The sequence below is a fragment of the Actinokineospora sp. NBRC 105648 genome, assembly GCF_030269645.1.
GTDB lineage: Bacteria > Actinomycetota > Actinomycetes > Mycobacteriales > Pseudonocardiaceae > Actinokineospora.
The window spans coordinates 47,671-64,740 of sequence record NZ_BSTR01000013.1 but is presented as its reverse complement, the minus strand read 5'-3'; the positions used below and the strand labels follow the sequence as shown (position 1 = coordinate 64,740).

The 17,070-nt window shown below is 71.1% G+C and carries 13 protein-coding genes; 8 read left to right on the top strand and 5 right to left on the bottom strand.

All coding sequences use genetic code 11. The features are described from left to right. The first annotated feature begins 466 nt into the window (after nt 1-466). Nucleotides 467-2,188, top strand: a complete 1,722-nt coding sequence (locus QSK30_RS14555) for a branched-chain amino acid ABC transporter ATP-binding protein/permease (protein ID WP_285503151.1) — start codon at nt 467-469, stop codon at nt 2,186-2,188. Then, nucleotides 2,185-2,883: an ABC transporter ATP-binding protein gene (locus QSK30_RS14550; RefSeq protein WP_285503150.1), complete on the top strand. Its 699-nt coding sequence runs from the start codon at nt 2,185-2,187 to the stop codon at nt 2,881-2,883. The genes QSK30_RS14555 and QSK30_RS14550 overlap by 4 nt, the downstream gene beginning before the upstream one ends. Before the next feature lie 264 nt (nt 2,884-3,147). Here QSK30_RS14550 and QSK30_RS14545 read toward each other — a convergent pair whose 3' ends face one another. After that, on the bottom strand, nt 3,148-3,861 hold the full coding sequence (locus QSK30_RS14545; RefSeq protein ID WP_285503149.1) for an SDR family NAD(P)-dependent oxidoreductase: 714 nt from the start codon (nt 3,859-3,861) through the stop codon (nt 3,148-3,150). 146 nt (nt 3,862-4,007) lie between these two features. Here QSK30_RS14545 and QSK30_RS14540 point away from each other — a divergent pair, with 146 nt between their 5' ends. Beyond that, on the top strand, nt 4,008-4,796 hold the full coding sequence (locus QSK30_RS14540; RefSeq protein WP_285503148.1) for a molybdenum cofactor biosynthesis F family protein: 789 nt from the start codon (nt 4,008-4,010) through the stop codon (nt 4,794-4,796). A 604-nt stretch (nt 4,797-5,400) separates the two neighbouring features. Here the strand turns inward: QSK30_RS14540 and QSK30_RS14535 are convergent. Together QSK30_RS14535 and QSK30_RS14530 are read right to left on the bottom strand one after the other, a co-directional pair. Next, nucleotides 5,401-6,608 (bottom strand): IS3 family transposase gene (locus tag QSK30_RS14535; protein WP_502871838.1). Its coding sequence is split into 2 segments (ribosomal slippage): nt 5,401-6,347 and nt 6,347-6,608, totalling 1,209 coding nucleotides; the frame shifts between segments, so codons are not numbered across the junction. A gap of 116 nt (nt 6,609-6,724) precedes the next feature. Then, entirely contained in the window at nt 6,725-8,191 is a 1,467-nt protein-coding gene (locus QSK30_RS14530; protein WP_285503146.1) for a DNA-3-methyladenine glycosylase 2, read from the bottom strand. 313 nt (nt 8,192-8,504) lie between these two features. On the opposite strand from QSK30_RS14530, the gene QSK30_RS14525 reads away from it, so the two are divergent. The 3 genes from QSK30_RS14525 (at nt 8,505) to QSK30_RS14515 (ending at nt 13,916) form a co-directional block, all read left to right on the top strand. Continuing rightward, nucleotides 8,505-9,812, top strand: a complete 1,308-nt coding sequence (locus QSK30_RS14525; protein ID WP_285503145.1) for a B12-binding domain-containing radical SAM protein — start codon at nt 8,505-8,507, stop codon at nt 9,810-9,812. Nucleotides 9,813-9,932: 120 nt separating this feature from the next. Continuing rightward, nucleotides 9,933-12,035, top strand: a complete 2,103-nt coding sequence (locus QSK30_RS14520; RefSeq protein ID WP_285503144.1) for an ATP-grasp domain-containing protein — start codon at nt 9,933-9,935, stop codon at nt 12,033-12,035. Between the two features lie 852 nt (nt 12,036-12,887). Beyond that, nucleotides 12,888-13,916 (top strand): zinc-binding dehydrogenase, encoded by a 1,029-nt coding sequence (locus QSK30_RS14515; RefSeq protein WP_285503143.1) that lies wholly within the window; start codon nt 12,888-12,890, stop codon nt 13,914-13,916. A gap of 70 nt (nt 13,917-13,986) precedes the next feature. Here QSK30_RS14515 and QSK30_RS14510 read toward each other — a convergent pair whose 3' ends face one another. After that, nucleotides 13,987-15,012: an LLM class flavin-dependent oxidoreductase gene (locus QSK30_RS14510; protein WP_285503141.1), complete on the bottom strand. Its 1,026-nt coding sequence runs from the start codon at nt 15,010-15,012 to the stop codon at nt 13,987-13,989. Nucleotides 15,013-15,058: 46 nt separating this feature from the next. Here QSK30_RS14510 and QSK30_RS14505 point away from each other — a divergent pair, with 46 nt between their 5' ends. Both QSK30_RS14505 and QSK30_RS14500 read left to right on the top strand, forming a co-directional pair. Then, the gene (locus QSK30_RS14505) at nt 15,059-15,511 is read left to right on the top strand and encodes a MarR family winged helix-turn-helix transcriptional regulator (RefSeq protein WP_285503140.1); all 453 of its coding nucleotides are present in this window, start codon (nt 15,059-15,061) and stop codon (nt 15,509-15,511) included. A gap of 54 nt (nt 15,512-15,565) precedes the next feature. Beyond that, a complete protein-coding gene (locus tag QSK30_RS14500; protein WP_285503138.1) occupies nt 15,566-16,363 on the top strand; it encodes an alpha/beta fold hydrolase in 798 nt (265 codons plus the stop codon). A gap of 170 nt (nt 16,364-16,533) precedes the next feature. Here QSK30_RS14500 and QSK30_RS14495 read toward each other — a convergent pair whose 3' ends face one another. Further along, on the bottom strand, nt 16,534-16,758 hold the full coding sequence (locus tag QSK30_RS14495; RefSeq protein WP_285503137.1) for a hypothetical protein: 225 nt from the start codon (nt 16,756-16,758) through the stop codon (nt 16,534-16,536). Nucleotides 16,759-17,070: the final 312 nt, after the last annotated feature.

Genomic DNA, 17,070 nt, shown 5'->3' with positions numbered 1-17,070 from the left:
CTCCGATCCGCGCAGCACCGCGCCGCACCCGCTCTCCGATCCGCGCGACACCGGGCGGCGCCCGCACTCCGATCCGCGCGACACCGGGCGGCGCCCGCACTCCGATCCACCGAGGACCGCGCGGCACCCGCTCTCCAGTCCCCGCAGGACCTTGCCGCGCCCGCTCTCCGATCTGTGCGGCACCGCGCGGCACCCGCCCTCCTGTCCCCACAGGACCGTTCGGCACCCGCCCTCCGATCTGTGCGGCACCGGGCGGCGCCCGCACTCCGATCCACCAATGACCACGCGGCACCTGCCCTCCGGTCCACACGGGACCGTGCGGCGCCCGCCCTCCACTACACCGCGCCGGTCGCCGCACTGCTTGTCACAGCACTGCCTGTCACCGCACTGCCTGTCACCGCACTGCCCGTCGCCGCGTTGCCCGTCATCGCACTGCCGCCGCGTTCGCGGCGCAAGGAGGTTTGGGATGTCACGCGCTGAGCCAGGGCCGCTGAGCCGGTTCGGGGTCCCGCTCATCGTCGCCGGGGCGGCCATCGTCGTCGGGTACCTGCTCAGCGTCGGGCTCGACGGCTACTTCGTCTACCTCGGGATGAGCGCGATCGTCGCGGGCATCGCGCTGCTGGGGCTGGGGGTGGTCACCGGCAGCGCGGGCATGGTCTCGCTGTGCCAGCTGACCTTCGCCGCCGTCGGCGCGTGGGTGGTGTCCTGGCTCAACCGGGAGGGCGCGCCCGGCGGCTTCTTCGTCTGGCTGCTGCTCGGCGGTCTGGCCGCGGGCGTGGTGGGCGTGATCGTCGGGCTGCCCGCGCTGCGGTTGCGCGGCATCAACCTCGCCGTGGTCACCCTCGGCCTGGCCGCGGCGGCCGACCTGACACTGGTGCAGATCCAGTTCCCGGGGACCGTCGACGGCATCTCGGTCGAGCGGCCCACGGCCTTCGCCGATGACCGGGAGTACTTCCTGCTCGGCATCATCGTGCTCACGCTGTGCTGCCTGGGTGTGCACTTCCTGCGCCGCGGCCGGTGGGGCAGCGGGTGGCAGGCGGTGGCGTTCTCCGAGCGCGGCACGGCGGCGGCGGGCGCGAGCGTGCGCACGTCGAAGCTGACCGCGTTCGCGGTGAGCGCCGCACTGGGTGGTGTCGCGGGCGGCCTGCTGACCGGCCAGGTCGGTTTGGCCTTCCCGGCCAGCTTCTCGGCGATGCAGTCGCTGGCGCTCTACGTGCTGGCGATCATGTCCGGCGCGCACCTGATCGACATGGCGGTGTTCGGCGCGGTCCTGTGGGTCGCGGTCCCCGAGCTGCTCAAGCGCTGGGGGGTGCCGCAGGACTGGGGTTTCGTCATCTTCGGCCTGCTCGGCACGCACGCGCTGACCACCGGCGGGAACCTGGGCGTCCTGGTCCGCGAGCTGTGGCGCAAGCGCTCGAAGGACGCCGCCGGGGTGGCGCTGTCCGAGCCGCCACCGGACCTCGAGGTGCCGCCACCGGGCGCGCCGGTGCTGGTGGTGCGCGACCTGAGTGTCAGCTTCGGCGAGGTCAAGGCTTTGTCCCATGTGGACTTGGCAGTGCCGTCCAACGGGGTGCTCGGCGTGATCGGCCCCAACGGCGCCGGGAAGTCCACTTTGGTCGACATCATCAGCGGATTCCTCCCGCAGGCGAGCGGATCGGTGGAGTTGGACGGGCGTCCGCTGACCGGGCTCTCACCCACCAAGCGCGCCCGGGCGGGTCTGCGGCGGACTTTCCAGCAGGACCGGGTGCCCGCAGGGCTGACGGTCGGGGCGTACGTGCGGTTCGTCGCCCGGCGCAGGCTGAGCGGGACGGAGATCGCCGAGGCGCTGGAGTTCTTCGGCTGCCCACCCGCGCGCACCCCGCTGCGCCGCGTCGACGTGGGCGCGCGGCGGCTCGTGGAGGTCGTCGGCCACCTGCTGGCCAAGCCGAAGGTGCTGCTGCTCGACGAGCCCGCCGCGGGCCTGCCGCACGAGGAGCACGTCGCGCTCGGCGCCCGGCTGCGCCAGGTGCCCGCCCGGTTCGGGGTGTCGGTGCTGCTCATCGAGCACGACCTGGACCTGGTGCGCACCGTCTGCGACACGATCACGGTGCTGGACTTCGGCCAGGTGCTGGCCAGCGGCCCGCAGGCCGAGGTGCTGGCGGACCCGGCGGTGCTCAAGGCGTACATGGGTGAAACGGAGTTGCTGTGAGCGGTTTGCGGGTACAGGACGTCACGGTCACACGCGGCGCGGGCCCGGTCATCCGGGACGTCACCCTCACCCTGGCGCCGGGCCGGATCACGGCCCTGGTCGGACCGAACGGCGCGGGCAAGACCAGTCTGCTGGAGGCGATCTCCGGGGTCGTCCCGACCGCGGCGGGCAGTGTCCACATCGGAGACACCGAGATCACCAAGCACTCCCGGGTGGCCAGGGCGAAGCAAGGCCTGGCGCACATCGAACAGGGCCGCGCGGTGTTCCCGGGGCTGACCGTGATGGAGAACCTCAAGCTGACCGCGCGCACCTGGCCCCGAGTGGAGGAGGTGCTGGCGCTGTTCCCGGAGCTGGACAAGCGCCGGAACTCCCCCACCGCGCTGCTCAGCGGCGGAGAGCAGCAGATGGTGGTGCTGGCCAGGGCGTTCGCCGCGCGACCGAAGTTCCTGCTGATCGACGAGATGTCCCTGGGCCTGGCCCCGGTCGTGTTCACCCGGCTGCTGCCGATGGTCACCCGCTTCGCCGAGGAGGGCGCGGCGATCCTGCTGGTGGAGCAGTTCACGCACCTGGCGCTCGGGGTGGCCCAGGACGCGCTGGTGGTGTCCTCGGGCCGGGTCACCTACCAGGGCGACGCGCAGGAGCTGCTGGGCTCCCCGGAGACCCTGCACCACGCCTACCTGGGCGAGAGCGCCTAGCACCGGGGATCGTGGGCGGTGCCCACCGGCCTGATCGGGTCGGTGGGCACCGCTCGCTCGTTGATCGCCGAATACCGCTCGCGCCGGATCCGCCTGGCGGGCACTGGTCGACTACCGGGTCGACCCGGGGGTCGCGCGGCGGTTCCCGCCACCGGAGCTGGACCTCGGCGCGGACCCGGGCCGGGCCGCCGCGTCTTCGCCGACTGGCAGTGGTGCTCGGACACCGGCGCGGAGCCGGCCGAACCCGCCCGCTGTGGCGCGGGGTCAGGCCGGGAAGCCGGAGCGGGCCGACACGCCGAAGTCGGCCAGGACGGCCTGGCCGTTGATCGACCGCGACACCGGCGAGGCCAGGTACAGCACGTGCGCGGCCACCTCGTCGGCGGCCAGGACCGGGAAGTCCGCCTCGTCGATGACGTGGTCGCCGAGGTCCGCGCGGGCCATCGGGGTGTCCACGATGGACGGGCAGACGCAGTTGACCCGGATGCCGTCGAGCTCCACGGCCAGCGCGCTGGTCAGGGCCACCACGGCGCCCTTGGAGGCGCAGTAGGGCACCATCCCCGGGGCCGAGACGAAGGCGGAGTCGCTGGCCAGCAGGACGATCGAACCACCGACCGGCAGGTGCGGCACGGCGTGCTTGGCGACCAGCAGCTGGCCGGTCACGTTGACCGCGAGCACCTTGGCGATGTCGGCCGCGCTGGTCTCCACCAGCGGCGTGCCGACCGGCCCGGACACCCCGGCGCACCCGACCACGACGTCCAGCCCGCCGAACCGCGCCACCACCGAGGCGATCGCGTCGACGACCTGGGACTCGTCGGTGACATCGGCCTGCACCACCAGCCCGTCGAGCACCGGCACCGGCACCCGGTCCAGCATGGCCACCCGGGCGCCCTCGGCGAGGAACGCCCGCGCGCAGGCCAGGCCGATCCCCGAGGCCGCGCCGGTCACCAGTACCGCTCTACCCGCGAGTTCCAGACGCATGCGGCCCATCCTGGGCGCTCCCGGGGTGCTCCGGTTGCCACCCACTGCACCGTCTTTGACCGCGACCGCACGGCGGTTCCCATCCCGGTTCCGCCCGGGCGCCGCACGGCCAACACTGCTGAGCAACCCGCTGAGAAGGGACCGTCATGACCGACACCGCGCTCTCCCTGTCCGACACCTCGACCTGGCTGCCGCTCGACGGCCTGGCCCCGGGTTTCGACGCCAACAAGGCCCCGACCGTGGGTGACCTGCACGGCAGCACGCTGGTCCTGGAGCGCCCCGACGGCAGCACCCTGACCGCGTCCTTCACCGGCACCCGGGTCGAGTGGGACGGCGGTGTGGACCAGTGCGAGACCTTCCTGGTCGACGACGGCCTCTACTACGTGCAGCTGCACGCGCAGGCGAACCACCAGCAGGCCGTGTCCCTGTTCCTCGACACCCGCTTCGGCCGCGCCCTCGAGGTCCGCACCACGATCGGCGACGGTCGCCCCCGGGTCACCCAGACCTTCACCCCCGCCACCATCCAGGGCGTCGACGTCCGGGGCGAGACCCCCGCCCCCAGCACCGCCCTCATCGGCAGGCGGGCGATGTGGATCTACAGCGAGGCCCACGCCTACGAGCACGTCTACCTGAGCAGGCACTGGTACACCTGGCAGTGCCTCGCGGGCCCGGAGAAGGGCCTAGCGGACACCGACGAGAACACGGTGTACGAGCTCCGCCCCGGCATCTACGTCTTCACCTGGCGCGAGAAGGTCATCCCCTGCGCTTCAGTAACGGTCGCCGACCACCGCGACGCACGCAGGCTCCGGTCCCACGGAGTCCTGTTCGGACTCGACGAGACCGGCCAAACCCCAACCCACTTCACCTTCGGCGCCCACGGCCGAATGCTGAGCAACACAGTCCACCCGAACGAATACGACCCGGCAATCGACTGACCGGCCGGCTCACAGCACGGCGACTGACGAAGGTCGAGTCGCGAGCAGCGGAGACGAGGGCGCAGCGGAACACATCCGCTGCGCCCTCAGCCTTTCCACCCACAAACCGCACCACCAACCCTGCCCTTGCCCTTGCCCTTGCCTTTACCTTCAATCTCTAAATGCCGAGCCCGCTGGTACGCAAGACCCGCTACGTTTGTGCTCGATTGGGTGGACTGCCTTCGTGTGGGGGGAGAGCACCGCTAAACTTGCCGTGTGTGGGGATGCCCTTCACCCCACGCTTTTTCCCCACCGCGGTGCTCCAGGGGCCCCGCGCGAAGGCAGTCCAGCCAATCGAGCCCCGCTCTTACTCGGGCAGCTCGGAGGGTGTGCCGCACACCGACCTACGGTCGACCGTCTTCGGCGGCTCGTCGCTTGGGCTGCCCGATTTACAAGCAGGGCTCGATCTAGTGAACTCGCTTCGTGTGGGGCCCCTAGAGCACCGCGGTGGGGAAAAAGCGTGGGGTGAAGGGCATCCCCACCACAGGGTCAAGTTTAGCGGTACTCCTCCCCCACACGAAGCGAGTCCACTAGATTGGGGTGCCCCGAAGTCTCCGGACAGTGACTAAACAGCGACTGGAGCTGCTGATTGTCGAGCATGGTATGCGTGGTGCACTTCTCGTGGTGTGCGGTATCCCAGTGCGGAGTGACGGCGTCTGGAATTGTAGCGGAGTTCGATGTATCGGGCAATGTCTTGGCGGGCGTGTTCGCGGGTGGGGTAGCGGGTGCGGTGGACGAGTTCGTTTTTCAGGGTGGCGAAGAAGGATTCCGCGAGGGCGTTGTCATAGCAGATTCCGGTGCGGCCCACGGACTGTCGGATTCGCAGTGATGTGAGGGTGGCGGCGAAGGTGGCCGAGGTGTAATTGCTGCCGCGGTCGGAGTGGAATATCGCGTTGTCGGCCAGGAGGCCCTTGCCGGCGGCGTGGCGGATCGCGGTGTCGATCAGGGGAGTCTTGTAGTTGTCGTCCATGGCCCAACCGGTCACGGCCCTGGTGTGGCAATCGATGACGGTGGCGAGATAGAGCCACCCTTCGTCGGTCGGGATGTAGGTGATGTCGCCCACGGCCTTCCGGCCCGGCGCCTCGGCGGTGAAATCTCGCCGGACCAGGTCGGGGATGTCGTGGACCTGGCCGTCGTCGGCGGTCAGTGAGAACCGCCACGGCCGGGGCTGACACGCTCGAAGCCCCAGCTCACGCATGACCTGACGTACCAACTCGGGCCCGCACCGCACGCCCTGGGCCGCCAGATCGGCGTGGATCCGCCGATAGCCGTAGGTACCGTCGGACGCCTCGAAGAACGACGTGATCAACCGCGACAGTCCGCTCCGACGCACCAGGGTGGCCGAGGTTGGGCGAGTCCTCCATTCGTAGAAGCCCGACCGCGATATGCCGAGAAGTCGACACATCCGCGTGACCGGCAACGATGTCGGGGAGTCCGTATTGTCGGGTGCGTGCTGTGCGTCGATGAACTCGAACTTGTCGCTCACCGATGATCCTTGGCAAAGTACGCGGCAGCTTTTTTCAGGAACTCGTTCTCCAGCCTCAGATCACGCGCTTCCCGCTCCAACTCCCGCAATCTCGCCCGCTCCGACACAGTCAACGGCGACTCCTCGCCACCCTGCGACGCACGATAGTCCTTCACCCACTTTCCGAGACTGACCTCACCGACACCCAACTCCTTCGCCACCTGTGCGATCGGACGCCCGGTCTCGATCACCAACTTCGCAGCTTCCTCCCGATACTCCCGAGAGAAACTCCTCCTCGACCGCGCCAACATCGTCCCCTTCCAGAGAACCCAATTCTACCTTGGTTCACTGTCCGGAAACTTCGAAGCACCTCAGAGGTCGGTGTGCGGTGCGGTGCGGTGCGCGGTGTGGTGCTGGGCGTGGGTTATGCGGGTAGGTGGTTGATGGGGTGGGTGCTGGTGGCCCAGAGGTACTGGGTGGCGTAGGAGCGCCACGGGCGCCAGGCGGTGGCGTGTTCGGTCAGGGCGCGTGGAGATGTTGGCAGGTCAAGGGATTCCGCCGCTGCCTTGATGCCCAGGTCGGTGGGGATGAAGGCGTCCGGGTCGCCGAGGGCGCGCATGGCGATGGTTTCCACTGTCCAGGGGCCGAAGCCGGGGAGGGCGTGCAGTCGTTCCCTTGCCGCCTCCCAGTCCGCGCCCGGGGTGAGGTCCAAGGGGGTTGTGGTGAGGGCTTCCACCAGTGCGATCAGGGTGCGGCGGCGGGAGCGGGGGAGGGCTAGGGACTCGGGGTCCAGGTCGGCCAGTGCCTCGGGAGTGGGGAAGAGGTGGGTCAGGCCGCCTTCGGTGTCCTCGATTTCCTCGCCGTGTGCCTGTACCAAGCGGGAGGCGTGGGTGCGGGCGGCCTGGGTGGAGACCTGTTGGCCCAGGACGGCGCGGACCGCCAGCTCCGGGCCGTCGACCGTGCGGGGGACGCGTCGGCCGGGGTTCTTGGCGATCAAGGGGGCCAGGGCCGGGTCGGTGGACAGTTGGTCGTCCACGGCTGTCGGGTCGGCGTCGAGGTCCAAGAGGCGGCGGCAGCGGGCGATGGCGACCGGGAGGTCGCGCAGGTCGGCCAGGGACAGGTCGCAGCGGATGTGGTCGGGTAGTGGGCGCAGGGCGACGATGCCGTGGCCGTTGGGCAGGCGGAGCGTGCGGCGGTAGGCGCCGTCGCGCCATTCCTCGACGCCGGGGATGCCGGTGGCGGCCAGGTGGCCGAAGAGGTTGTCCGGGCACAGCGGCGCGCGGAACGGGAGTCGTACGGACAGGCCGCCGGGGGTTGCCCGGGTGCGCTTGGCGGTGCGTTGTCGCAGCTCTGTGGGGGACAGGGCGAAGATCTCGCGCACGGTCTCGTTGAACGCCCGCAGGCTCCCGAACCCCGCCGCCACTGATACGTCTGTCATGGTCAGGGGGGTGGTTTCGATGAGGATCCGGGCTGTTTGCGCTCGTTGGGCCCGCGCCAGTGCCAGCGGGCCCGCGCCGAGTTCGGCGCGGAGTTGGCGTTCGACCTGGCGGACGCTGTAGCCGAGTCGGGTGGCCAGGGCGGTGACGCCGCCGTTGTCCACGACCCCGTCGGCGATGAGGCGCATGGCGCGGCCGACGAGGTCGGCGCGCTCGTTCCACTGCGGCGAGCCGGGGGTGGCGTCCGGCCTGCACCGCTTGCACGCCCGGAAACCGGCCTGCTGGGCCGCCGCCGAGCTCGGGTAGAACCGCATGTTCACCGGCTTGGGCGGCGCGACCGGGCAGCTGGGCCTGCAGTAGACGCCGGTGGTGACGACGGCGGTGAAGAACCAGCCGTCGAAGCGGGCGTCGCGGGACTGGACGGCGCGGACGCAGCGCTCGGTGTCGGAGTGCATGGCGTCCAGCATCGTCCGTCGCGGGCGCTCCTACCAGCGGAAAAACGACAGCACGGTGTCGGATGGGTGATGGCGGGCAGCCTGATCCCACCCTTCCGTGTGGCGGCTTGGGTCTCTGGGTCCCCTGTCGGCGCAGCCTGTGGGTGGCTCGTTCACTTTCCGTGAAGGTTGGTTCGTCGGTTCGGGAATTCGTTTGGTTCGTTCGGGGTGACAAGTTGGGGGAATGTGTTAATGCCTGGTGCATCGATATGTGGCCGGGGGTAACAGGTCTCGGAAATGCCGCGACACCCTATTTTGACGAGGGGGAGGCGTCATGCTCGGTGAACGGGTGTTGCTCATCCATCCGGGGATCTACGACGATGTCGATCCGCGCGCGTTCCCGCCGTGGGGTGCGTTGACCATCGGTCACGCGCTCCGCGCGGTCGGGCACGAGGTTCGGGTGCTCGACCTGAACGGCCAAGACGTCGCCGCGAGCCTGGACGCCGAGCTGGTCGTCGCACCCCCGACGGTGGTGGGTTTCACCGCCAAGCAGGGGGTCGGCGCGCGCCGGTTCCGGGCCGCCGTCGACCACCTGCGCGCGGTCGCCCCGGGTGTCCCGATCATCGCGGGTGGGCCCCTGGTCAGCACTTTCCCGGATCCGGCGAGCCCGATCTGGCGCGGTGTGCGCACGATCTTCCTCGGCGACGGCGAGCAAGCGCTGGTCTCCTGGCTGGCCGACCGGTCGCGCCCGGCCGGGCTGGTGCACGGCGCCGAGCCGATCTCGCTCGACGACGTCGGCGTCCCCAGCTGGTGGCCCGAGCTGCCCGGCTACGTCCACCCGGCGCGCAGCTGGCCGAACATGGGCGTCCCCGGTATCCACGTCGCCTCCGCGCGCGGGTGTACCCGCCGGTGCACATTCTGCTATCTCAACGCGCAATACCCGGGTGCCCGTTTTCGATTTGTCTCGGCGGCCAGGCTGCACACCGACCTGTGGTCGCTGAATTCCGCCACCGGCGCGCGCGGCTTCTACTTCGTCGACGACTGCTTCATCGACCGCGCCCAGGAGCGGGTCCGCGAGTTCTGCGCCCGGATGATCGCCGACGGCGCCCCGTTCCGGTTCGGCTGCGACGTCCAGCTCACCGACCTCGAGCGCTACCCCGACCTGCTCGCGCTCATGTACCGCGCGGGCTTCCGCTCGCTCTACGTCGGGGTCGAGTCGGCCGCGCCGGAGACCAGGAAGCGGCTGGCCAAGGGGGTGCTGCGGGCCGCGGCCACCGACGTGCTCAACCGCGCGCTGGACACGGGCTACGTGCTCCGGGCGTCGATCGGCATCGGCTGGCCCGGCGAGACCGGCGCGCACGCCCGGCAGACGCTGGCGCTGATCGACGCGGTGCCCCGGCTCGCCTTCGACGCCTACCGCTACTACCCGCTGCCGCACACCCCGCTCGGCGAGCGCGGCCGCTGGGCGGCGGCCCGGGCCCGGATGTCCGCCGAGGAGTTCGCCGAGACCGCGTTCCAGGACTACTCCGACCACAACGACGACTACTCCGAGATCCCGGCCGCGGAGTACGCCGAGCTGTGGGCCCGGTTGCGCGAGCGCGAGGGCGAGCGGCTCGCCGCCTACTTCGCCCTCGGGCACTGAGGGGGCGTGGTGGCACCGACGGTCCTGGTCTCTGGTGTCCATAGTGGACCCAACCCGTCGCCCGGGCTGGGTGTGGCCCGTTCGCTCCGGCTCGCCTGGCCGGGGGCTCGGTTGGTCGCGGTGGATTACTCCGCGGCGGCCACCGGTCTCAGCGCGACGGTATTCGACCGCGTGCTGGTGCGCCCCGACTGGGCCGCTGCGGACCTGGCCGCGACGTGCGCCGGGTTGGTCGACGCGGTGCTGTCCGAGGACGCGGTGTTCGTACCCGGACTGGACCTGGAGGCGGCCCTGCTCGCCGAGCGGCACCCGGGGCAGCGCGCGCTGCTGCTGCCCGGGGTCGCGGCGTTCGACGCCGTGCGCAAGCCCGGGGTCGAGGCCGCGCGGCTGCTGGGTCTGCGGGTCCCCGCATACCTGCTCGCGGCCGGGATCGAGGACGCGACGGAGTTCGCGGTCGCGCACGGCTGGCGGATCTGGGTCAAGGGTCCGCGCTACGAGGCGACCGCGCCCGCCGACCTGACGGCGCTCTCCGGCGCGCTGCACCGGGCCCGGGTCACCTGGGGCGCGGGTGAGGTCCTGCTGCAACAGCACGTCGACGGTGTCGAGGAGTCGATCGTGTTCGCCGCCCTGGACGGCGTGCTGCTCGGCGCGGCGGCCATGCGCAAGACGCTGGTCACCCCTGAGGGCAAGACCTGGGCGGGCGCGGTCGAGCCGGTCGAGCACGCGGGTCTGGTCGAGTTCGTCCGGCACACCGGCTGGACCGGCGGCGGCGAGGTCGAGATGGTGCGCGACGACGACGGTGACCGCCACCTGCTGGAGGTCAACCCCCGCTTCCCCGCCTGGGTGCACGGCGCCACCCTGGCGGGGATCAACCTCCCGGCGCGGCTGGTCTCCGCCGCGACCGGGAGTTCCACCACCCGGCCGGAGTCGTTGCTCGCCAACGGTTTCGTCCGGGTCGTCGAGGAGATCCCGGCTGCCCCGCGCCTGCTCGGCGCGCGGGCGGCCGGGGCACCGGCATGGCCGACCGGCGGCAAGCACCCGTCGGCCATGCCGGTGCTCGCGCGCAGGCTGGCGGCCGGACCGGTGCCCACCGAACCGCTCGACCTCGACGAGCGGACCGCCGCCGACGTCGCCGCCACGCTGCCCGTCGACCCGGGCGACTCACCCGCCCGGGTGCTGCTGCGCCCGGTTCTCGACCGCCGGATCGCCGCCCTCACCGGGGTGGCCCGCGCGGTGGCGGGCGCCAGCGGCGTGCCGACCGGGTTCGCCTACTCGGTGAAGACGAACCCGGACCCGCGCGTGCTCGACGCGGTGCTGCGCGCGGACGCGGGCGCAGAGGTGATCTCGCAGGCCGAGGCCCGCCGGTGCGCCGCGGCCGGGTTCCCGGCGGACCGGGTGGTGCTCAACGGCCCGGCCAAGTGGTGGCGCTTCGACGGGGTGCCGGCCAAGTACGGCGCCGTCTTCTGCGACTCGCTCGCCGACCTGACCCGCACCGTCGACCTCATCCGGGACGGCTCGGTGCACACCGATGTGCTCGGCGTGCGCCTCGCCCCGCCGGGCGTCCCGTCCAGGTTCGGTGTCGACGTCAGTGACCCAACCGGCCAGGCGCGCTTGGTCGACGCGCTCCGGGCAGCCCCGGTCGGGCGGATTGGCCTGCACTTCCACTGCGCGGCGAGCCGGATCGGCCAGGCGCGGTGGCTGCGGGAGTTCACCATTGCGATCACCGCGGCCGCCGACCTGTGCGCGCGAGCCGGGGTGCGGGTGCAGTGCCTCGACCTGGGCGGTGGCTGGTCACCGGCTACGCGGGCCGAGGACCTGACCGACGCGCTGGTGCGGGCTGTGCGGGTGGCCACCGATCGGCTCGGCACGGTCGACCAGGTGCTGTTCGAACCGGGGAAGTACCTGGTGGAGCCCGCCATGGCGGTGTTCAGCACGGTGCTCGACGTGCGCGACGGTCCGGCAGGTCGGGCGGCGGTAGTGGACGCTTCGGTGGCCGAGCTACCGGACTGGACCACCCATCCGCACCCGGTCCTGTGGCGCCCACCCGGCGCGAACTGGCGCAGACTCGGTCCGGGCGACGAGGCGGTGCTCGGCAGGCTGTGCATGGAGCACGACCGGCCGCGAGAGGGGCTCGCGCTGCCCCCGGGGCTGCGCGCGGGGGATCACCTGCTGTTCCTCGACGCAGGCGGCTACGACGCCAGCATGAGCTACCAGTTCGGAGTCTGAAGTAGACATTCTATTGTGGATTGATCGGCGGTTCCGCACGGGTGTGCGGCGACCTCTCGGTCTCGGAGAGATCACGCATCGATCACGGCTGAGACTCGGGCTTGGGCCGTTCGGAGGTACCTGGGACTCGACGACGTCGTTACCGTGGCGGCGGTCCAGGGCACACGGTGCCCTGCGACGTCGGGGCACGAGGCGAGGTGGCTCTTCTCCCGACAGGCCGACCACTGTGGACACTCCCGGCCGCGGCAACGGTGCCGCGTCGGGGTGTTGGGAGCCGGGTGGCGGTGCAGCTGGGACGCGATGGTGGTCTATGCCCAGGCCACCCTCTCGCGCTTTTCCCAGGTGCTGCTTTGTTGCCTGGTGGCTAGCTGGGCTCGATCTAATGACTCGTTTTGGTGTTGCCGTCTTCGTTGCCCGAGTAAGAGCGTGGGCTCGATCTAGTGAACTCGCTTCGTGTGGGGCCCCTAGAGCACCGCGGTGGTGAAAAAAGGGCGGGTGAAGGGCATTCCCCACCACCGGCCAGTTTAGCGGTGCTCTCCCCCCACACGAAGCGAGTCCACTAGATCGAGCATCCGTAGCGGGCCTTGCGTTCCAGCGGGGGCGGCCTATCCGCTGCGGTTTGGTGGGCCGGGGTGGGATTTTGCACTCGCTTCGACTCCTGCTTCCGTGCCGCTCTCCCGACATTTCCACACATACCGCCTATCGCATCACTGCCACTTCCCGATTCCACACCCGCTGGCAGCGGTTGGCCAGCCGTGGCTGGCGCGGGTCCGTGTCCGTCTGCTGGGCGTTTCGCCGGTGGTCGTCCATGTGGTCGACTGGGGCGTCGACCAACCGGCGGAGGGAGTTGCGGTGCGGGCGGTGCTGTTCGAGGGGTTCGGGGTGGATCCGAAGGTCACGCGGGTGCCTGATCCCGCCCCTTCCGCGCGAGGGGTAGTGGTGCAGGTGGCCGCTACCGGTCTGTGCCGGAGTGACTGGCACGGGTGGATCGGCCACGACCCGGACATCGTGTTGCCGCACGTTCCCGGTCATGAGCTCGCGGGCACCGTGGCCGCCGTCGGGTCCGGTGTCGATCGGGTTCGGATCGGGGATCGGGTCACGGTTCCGTTCGTGTGCGCCTGTGGCAGTTGCGCGGCGTGCGCGGCTGGTGATCAGCAGGTGTGCGAGCGGCAGACCCAGCCCGGGTTCACGCACTGGGGGTCGTTCGCGGAGTACGTCGCGATCGAGGACGCCGAGGTCAACCTGGTCGGCTTGCCCGATGAGATGTCCTTCGCGACGGCGGCGGGTCTGGGGTGTCGGGTGGCTACGGCGTTCCGCGCGGTGATCGCGCAGGGGCGGGTCGCGCCGGGGGAGTGGGTGGCGGTCCACGGGTGCGGTGGTGTCGGTCTGTCCGCTGTCGCGGTGGCCGCCGCCGCGGGTGCGCGGGTGATCGCGGTGGACATCTCGCAGACCGCGTTGGACCTTGCCGCCGCCATGGGGGCCGAGCTGGGCCTCAACCCGGTGACCACCGTAGACATCCCGACCGCCATCGTGGAGGCGACGCGGGGTGGGGCCCATCTCTCGCTGGACGCCCTGGGCAGCCCGGGTACCTGTGCCGCGTCGATCACCTGCCTGCGCAGGCGCGGGCGGCACGTGCAGGTCGGGTTGCTGCCCACCGACCCGCCGGTGCCGATGGCCCGGGTGATCGCCTACGAGCTGTCGGTCCTCGGCAGCCACGGCATGCAGGCGCACGCCTACCCGCAGCTCATGTCGATGATCACCGCCGGGGCGCTGACCCCGGACCTGATGATCACCAAGACGATCCCGCTGGCCGAGGCGCCCGCCGCGTTGACCGCGATGGGCAACGCGCCGGGGACCGGGGTGACCATGATCGAGCCGTAGCGCCGGGGTCAGCGGAGGATCCAGGACCTCGTGCCCGTCCTCGCGCGGCACCACCTGGCGCCCCTTCCCGCTATCCGAGTTCCTTGCGCACGGCGGGCAGCACCTCGGTGCCCAGCAGCTCGATGGCCGTCATCACGATCGACTGCGGCACGCCGGACCAGTCCATCTGCATCGCGTACCGGTCGGCCCCGACCAGGCGCCCGACGGTGATCAGCCGGTCGGCGATCTCGTCCGGGCTGCCGGCGAAGATGGCCGAGGCGCCGTCGGTGTAGGCGTCGTAGTCGCCGCGGCTCGGGACGGTCCAGCCGCGGGCGCGGGCGCCGTACTTCATGGTCTCCAGCCAGTACGGGTAGAACGCGTCCTTGGCCTCCTGCGACTTGCGCGCGACCAAGCCGATCGCGCCCATCGTCACGTGCGGCTCGCCCTGTCCGCCCGCCTCGACGGCGCGCCGGTAGAGGTCGACCAGCGGTGCGAACCGCTCCGGGCCGCCGCCGATGACCGCGTACACCACCGGCAGGCCCAGCAGGCCCGCGCGGATCGACGACTCCGGGTTCCCGCCGGTGCCGATGGAGATCCGCAGCCGGTCGCCGAACGGCCGGGGCAGCACCCGGGCGCCGGTCAGCGGCGGCCGGAACTTGCCCGACCAGGTCACCGGGTCCTCCCGGTCGATGTGCAGCAGCAGCGCCAGCTTCTCCTCGAACAGCTCGTCGTAGTCGCCGAGGTCGGCCCCGAACAGCGGGAACGACTCGGTGAACGAACCGCGCCCGGCCAGCAGTTCGGCGCGCCCGCCGCTGAGCTGGTCGAGCGTGCTGAACTGCTGGTAGAGGCGCACCGGGTCCTCGGTGCTGAGCACCGTGACCGCGCTGCTCAGCGTGATGTTCGAGGTCACGCTCGCCGCCGCGGCCAGCACCGTCCCCGGGTTGGAGATGGCGTAGGTGTCCAGGTGGTGCTCGCCGAGGCCGTAGAAGGACAGCCCGAGCTCGTCGGCGAGCTTGATCCGCTCGAGGGTGTTCCGGAGTGCCTGGGCGACCGAGAGCTGCTCGCCCGTCGCCGGGTCGGGGTGCCGGTCCGCGAAGCTGTAGATGCCGAGTTCCACGAACCAATGATGACACATCAACAAAGTCTGGGTAGCCTGATCGCCCATGAGGTGGTTGGACCAGCGCGAGGCCCGGGTGTGGCGGGCCTACCGCGAACTGCACCGCGAGCTGCAGAACGCCCAGGAACGGCAGCTCAGCGGCGACAGCGGCCTGTCCCTGGCCGACTACGCCCTGCTGGTCCCGCTCTCCGAGGCCGCCGACGGTGTCGTCCGCTTCCGTGACCTCGGCACCGAGGTCGGCTGGGAGCGCAGCAGGCTTTCCCACCAGGTCAGCCGCATGGTCAAGCGGGGTCTGGTGGTCCGGGAGGACTGCCCGGAGGACGCGCGGGGCTGCATGATCCGGCTCACCGAGGCGGGCCGCACGGCGATTGTGGCCGCGGCCCCCGCGCACGTCGAGACCGTCCGTCGGTACTTCTTCGCCGACGTCGCCGATGCCGAGCTGGACGTCCTCGACGCCGTCTTCACCCGGCTGCTGACTCGGCTGCGCGACCCGAATTGACACTCGATCGGGCGACAAATAAGGATGACCTAACTACTGAGGAGGTCACGCCCGATGCCTGTGGTGCCCGTCAACGGGATCCAGCTGAGCTACCACGACCACGGCACCGGTGACCCGGTCTTCCTGCTCATGGGCATGGGCAGCTCCGGGCGGGTGTGGCAGATCCACCAGGTCCCCGCGCTGGTGGCGGCGGGCCACCGGGTGATCGCGGTGGACAACCGGGGCATCGCGCCGACCGACCTGTGCGCCGACGGCATCACCGTCGCCGACCTCGCCGCCGACGTGCGCGCGCTCGCCCGGCACCTGGGTCTCGACCGCTTCTCCCTGGTCGGCACCTCGCTGGGCGCCCGGATCGCGCTGCACCTGGCCGCCGAGGAGCCCGCGCTGGTGCGCAAGGTCGTGCTGATGGCCGTGCGCGGCCGGTCCGAGCCGCTGCACGAGGTGTTCGACGAGGGGGAGCGCCAGCTCACCGACCAGGGCCTCCGGCTCCCGCCGCGCTACCACGCCGCGACGACCGCGATGTGGAACCTGTCGCCGCGCACGCTGTTCGACCCGGTCAAGGTCCAGGAGTGGCTCGACGTGCTGGAGTTCGGCGACCAGCCCGCCGGGCCGGGGGTGCGCGCGCAGATGGACATCGGCGACGACCCGGGGCTACCCGCGCGCTGCGCCCGGATCACCGCGCCGACGCTGGTGCTGGCCTTCGCCGACGACCTCATCGCGCCGCCGCACCTGGGCCGCGAGGTGGCCGGGATGATCCCCGGCGCGCGCTTCGATGAACTGCCCGACGCGGGCCACTTCGGTTACCTGGAGCGCCCGGAGGCGGTCAACAAGCTGCTCACCGAGTTCCTCTGACCCGCTGCGGCGGGTTATCGGTGTGGTGGTCGACCTCACGGCGCAGGCGGTTCGTCGACACGCCGCGGCTGGTCGGCCACCTGGCCGGCACCGGCCCGGCGTGGCCGGTCTCGATCCACAAAGGACGGCCGCCGCGCGCCGGGAGCGCGCGGCGGCCGGGTCGGGCCTGCCTACTTGCTCGAGGCCTCGAGGTCGGCGAGCGCGGCGGCGAGCCGGAAGTACTTGTTGGTGCCCAGGTCGCGCACCGTCTTGATGTTGAACGCGGCGGCCAGCTTCTCCGCGTCACCCTCGCTGACCCCGGCCAGCGCGGCCACCGGGGCGTCGAGCACCTCGGCGACCGACAGGCCCTCGTAGGCCTTGTCGAGCTGCTTGTCCAGGTCGGCGGTCACTGCCATGGTGGAACCTCCATAGTCGATCATGATCTTGGCCGGACACTAGCGTGGCCCCGACGAGTCGGAACCTAGGGGCGCCCGGGCTCCCCGTCCAGCCCGAGTACCGAACGGGTTCCCGCGAACACGGTGCGTGAAACCCGTGGTCCTCGGTCGAGGGGGTGCGGTCCCGGCGAACGGGCGGTTCCGGCGGCGGCGGGCACACCGCGTGTGGGCCTCGAAAGCCTGACGTGGCAGTGGTTCCCGGCGCGCGGACGTGCGCCATGGTGCTCCCACTCAGCCACCCGGAGGTGTGAGCGACGGCGGTGAACCAGTGCC

Bases quoted from the DNA above. Each gene is read 5' to 3' on its own strand.
- QSK30_RS14545 (WP_285503149.1), bottom strand. From the start codon at position 3,861: ATGCGTCTGGAACTCGCGGGTAGAGCGGTACTGGTGACCGGCGCGGCC.
- QSK30_RS14495 (WP_285503137.1), bottom strand. From the start codon at position 16,758: ATGGCAGTGACCGCCGACCTGGACAAGCAGCTCGACAAGGCCTACGAG.
- QSK30_RS14505 (WP_285503140.1), top strand. From the start codon at position 15,059: ATGAGGTGGTTGGACCAGCGCGAGGCCCGGGTGTGGCGGGCCTACCGC.
- QSK30_RS14500 (WP_285503138.1), top strand. From the start codon at position 15,566: ATGCCTGTGGTGCCCGTCAACGGGATCCAGCTGAGCTACCACGACCAC.
- QSK30_RS14540 (WP_285503148.1), top strand. From the start codon at position 4,008: ATGACCGACACCGCGCTCTCCCTGTCCGACACCTCGACCTGGCTGCCG.
- QSK30_RS14525 (WP_285503145.1), top strand. From the start codon at position 8,505: ATGCTCGGTGAACGGGTGTTGCTCATCCATCCGGGGATCTACGACGAT.
- QSK30_RS14530 (WP_285503146.1), bottom strand. From the start codon at position 8,191: ATGCACTCCGACACCGAGCGCTGCGTCCGCGCCGTCCAGTCCCGCGAC.
- QSK30_RS14555 (WP_285503151.1), top strand. From the start codon at position 467: ATGTCACGCGCTGAGCCAGGGCCGCTGAGCCGGTTCGGGGTCCCGCTC.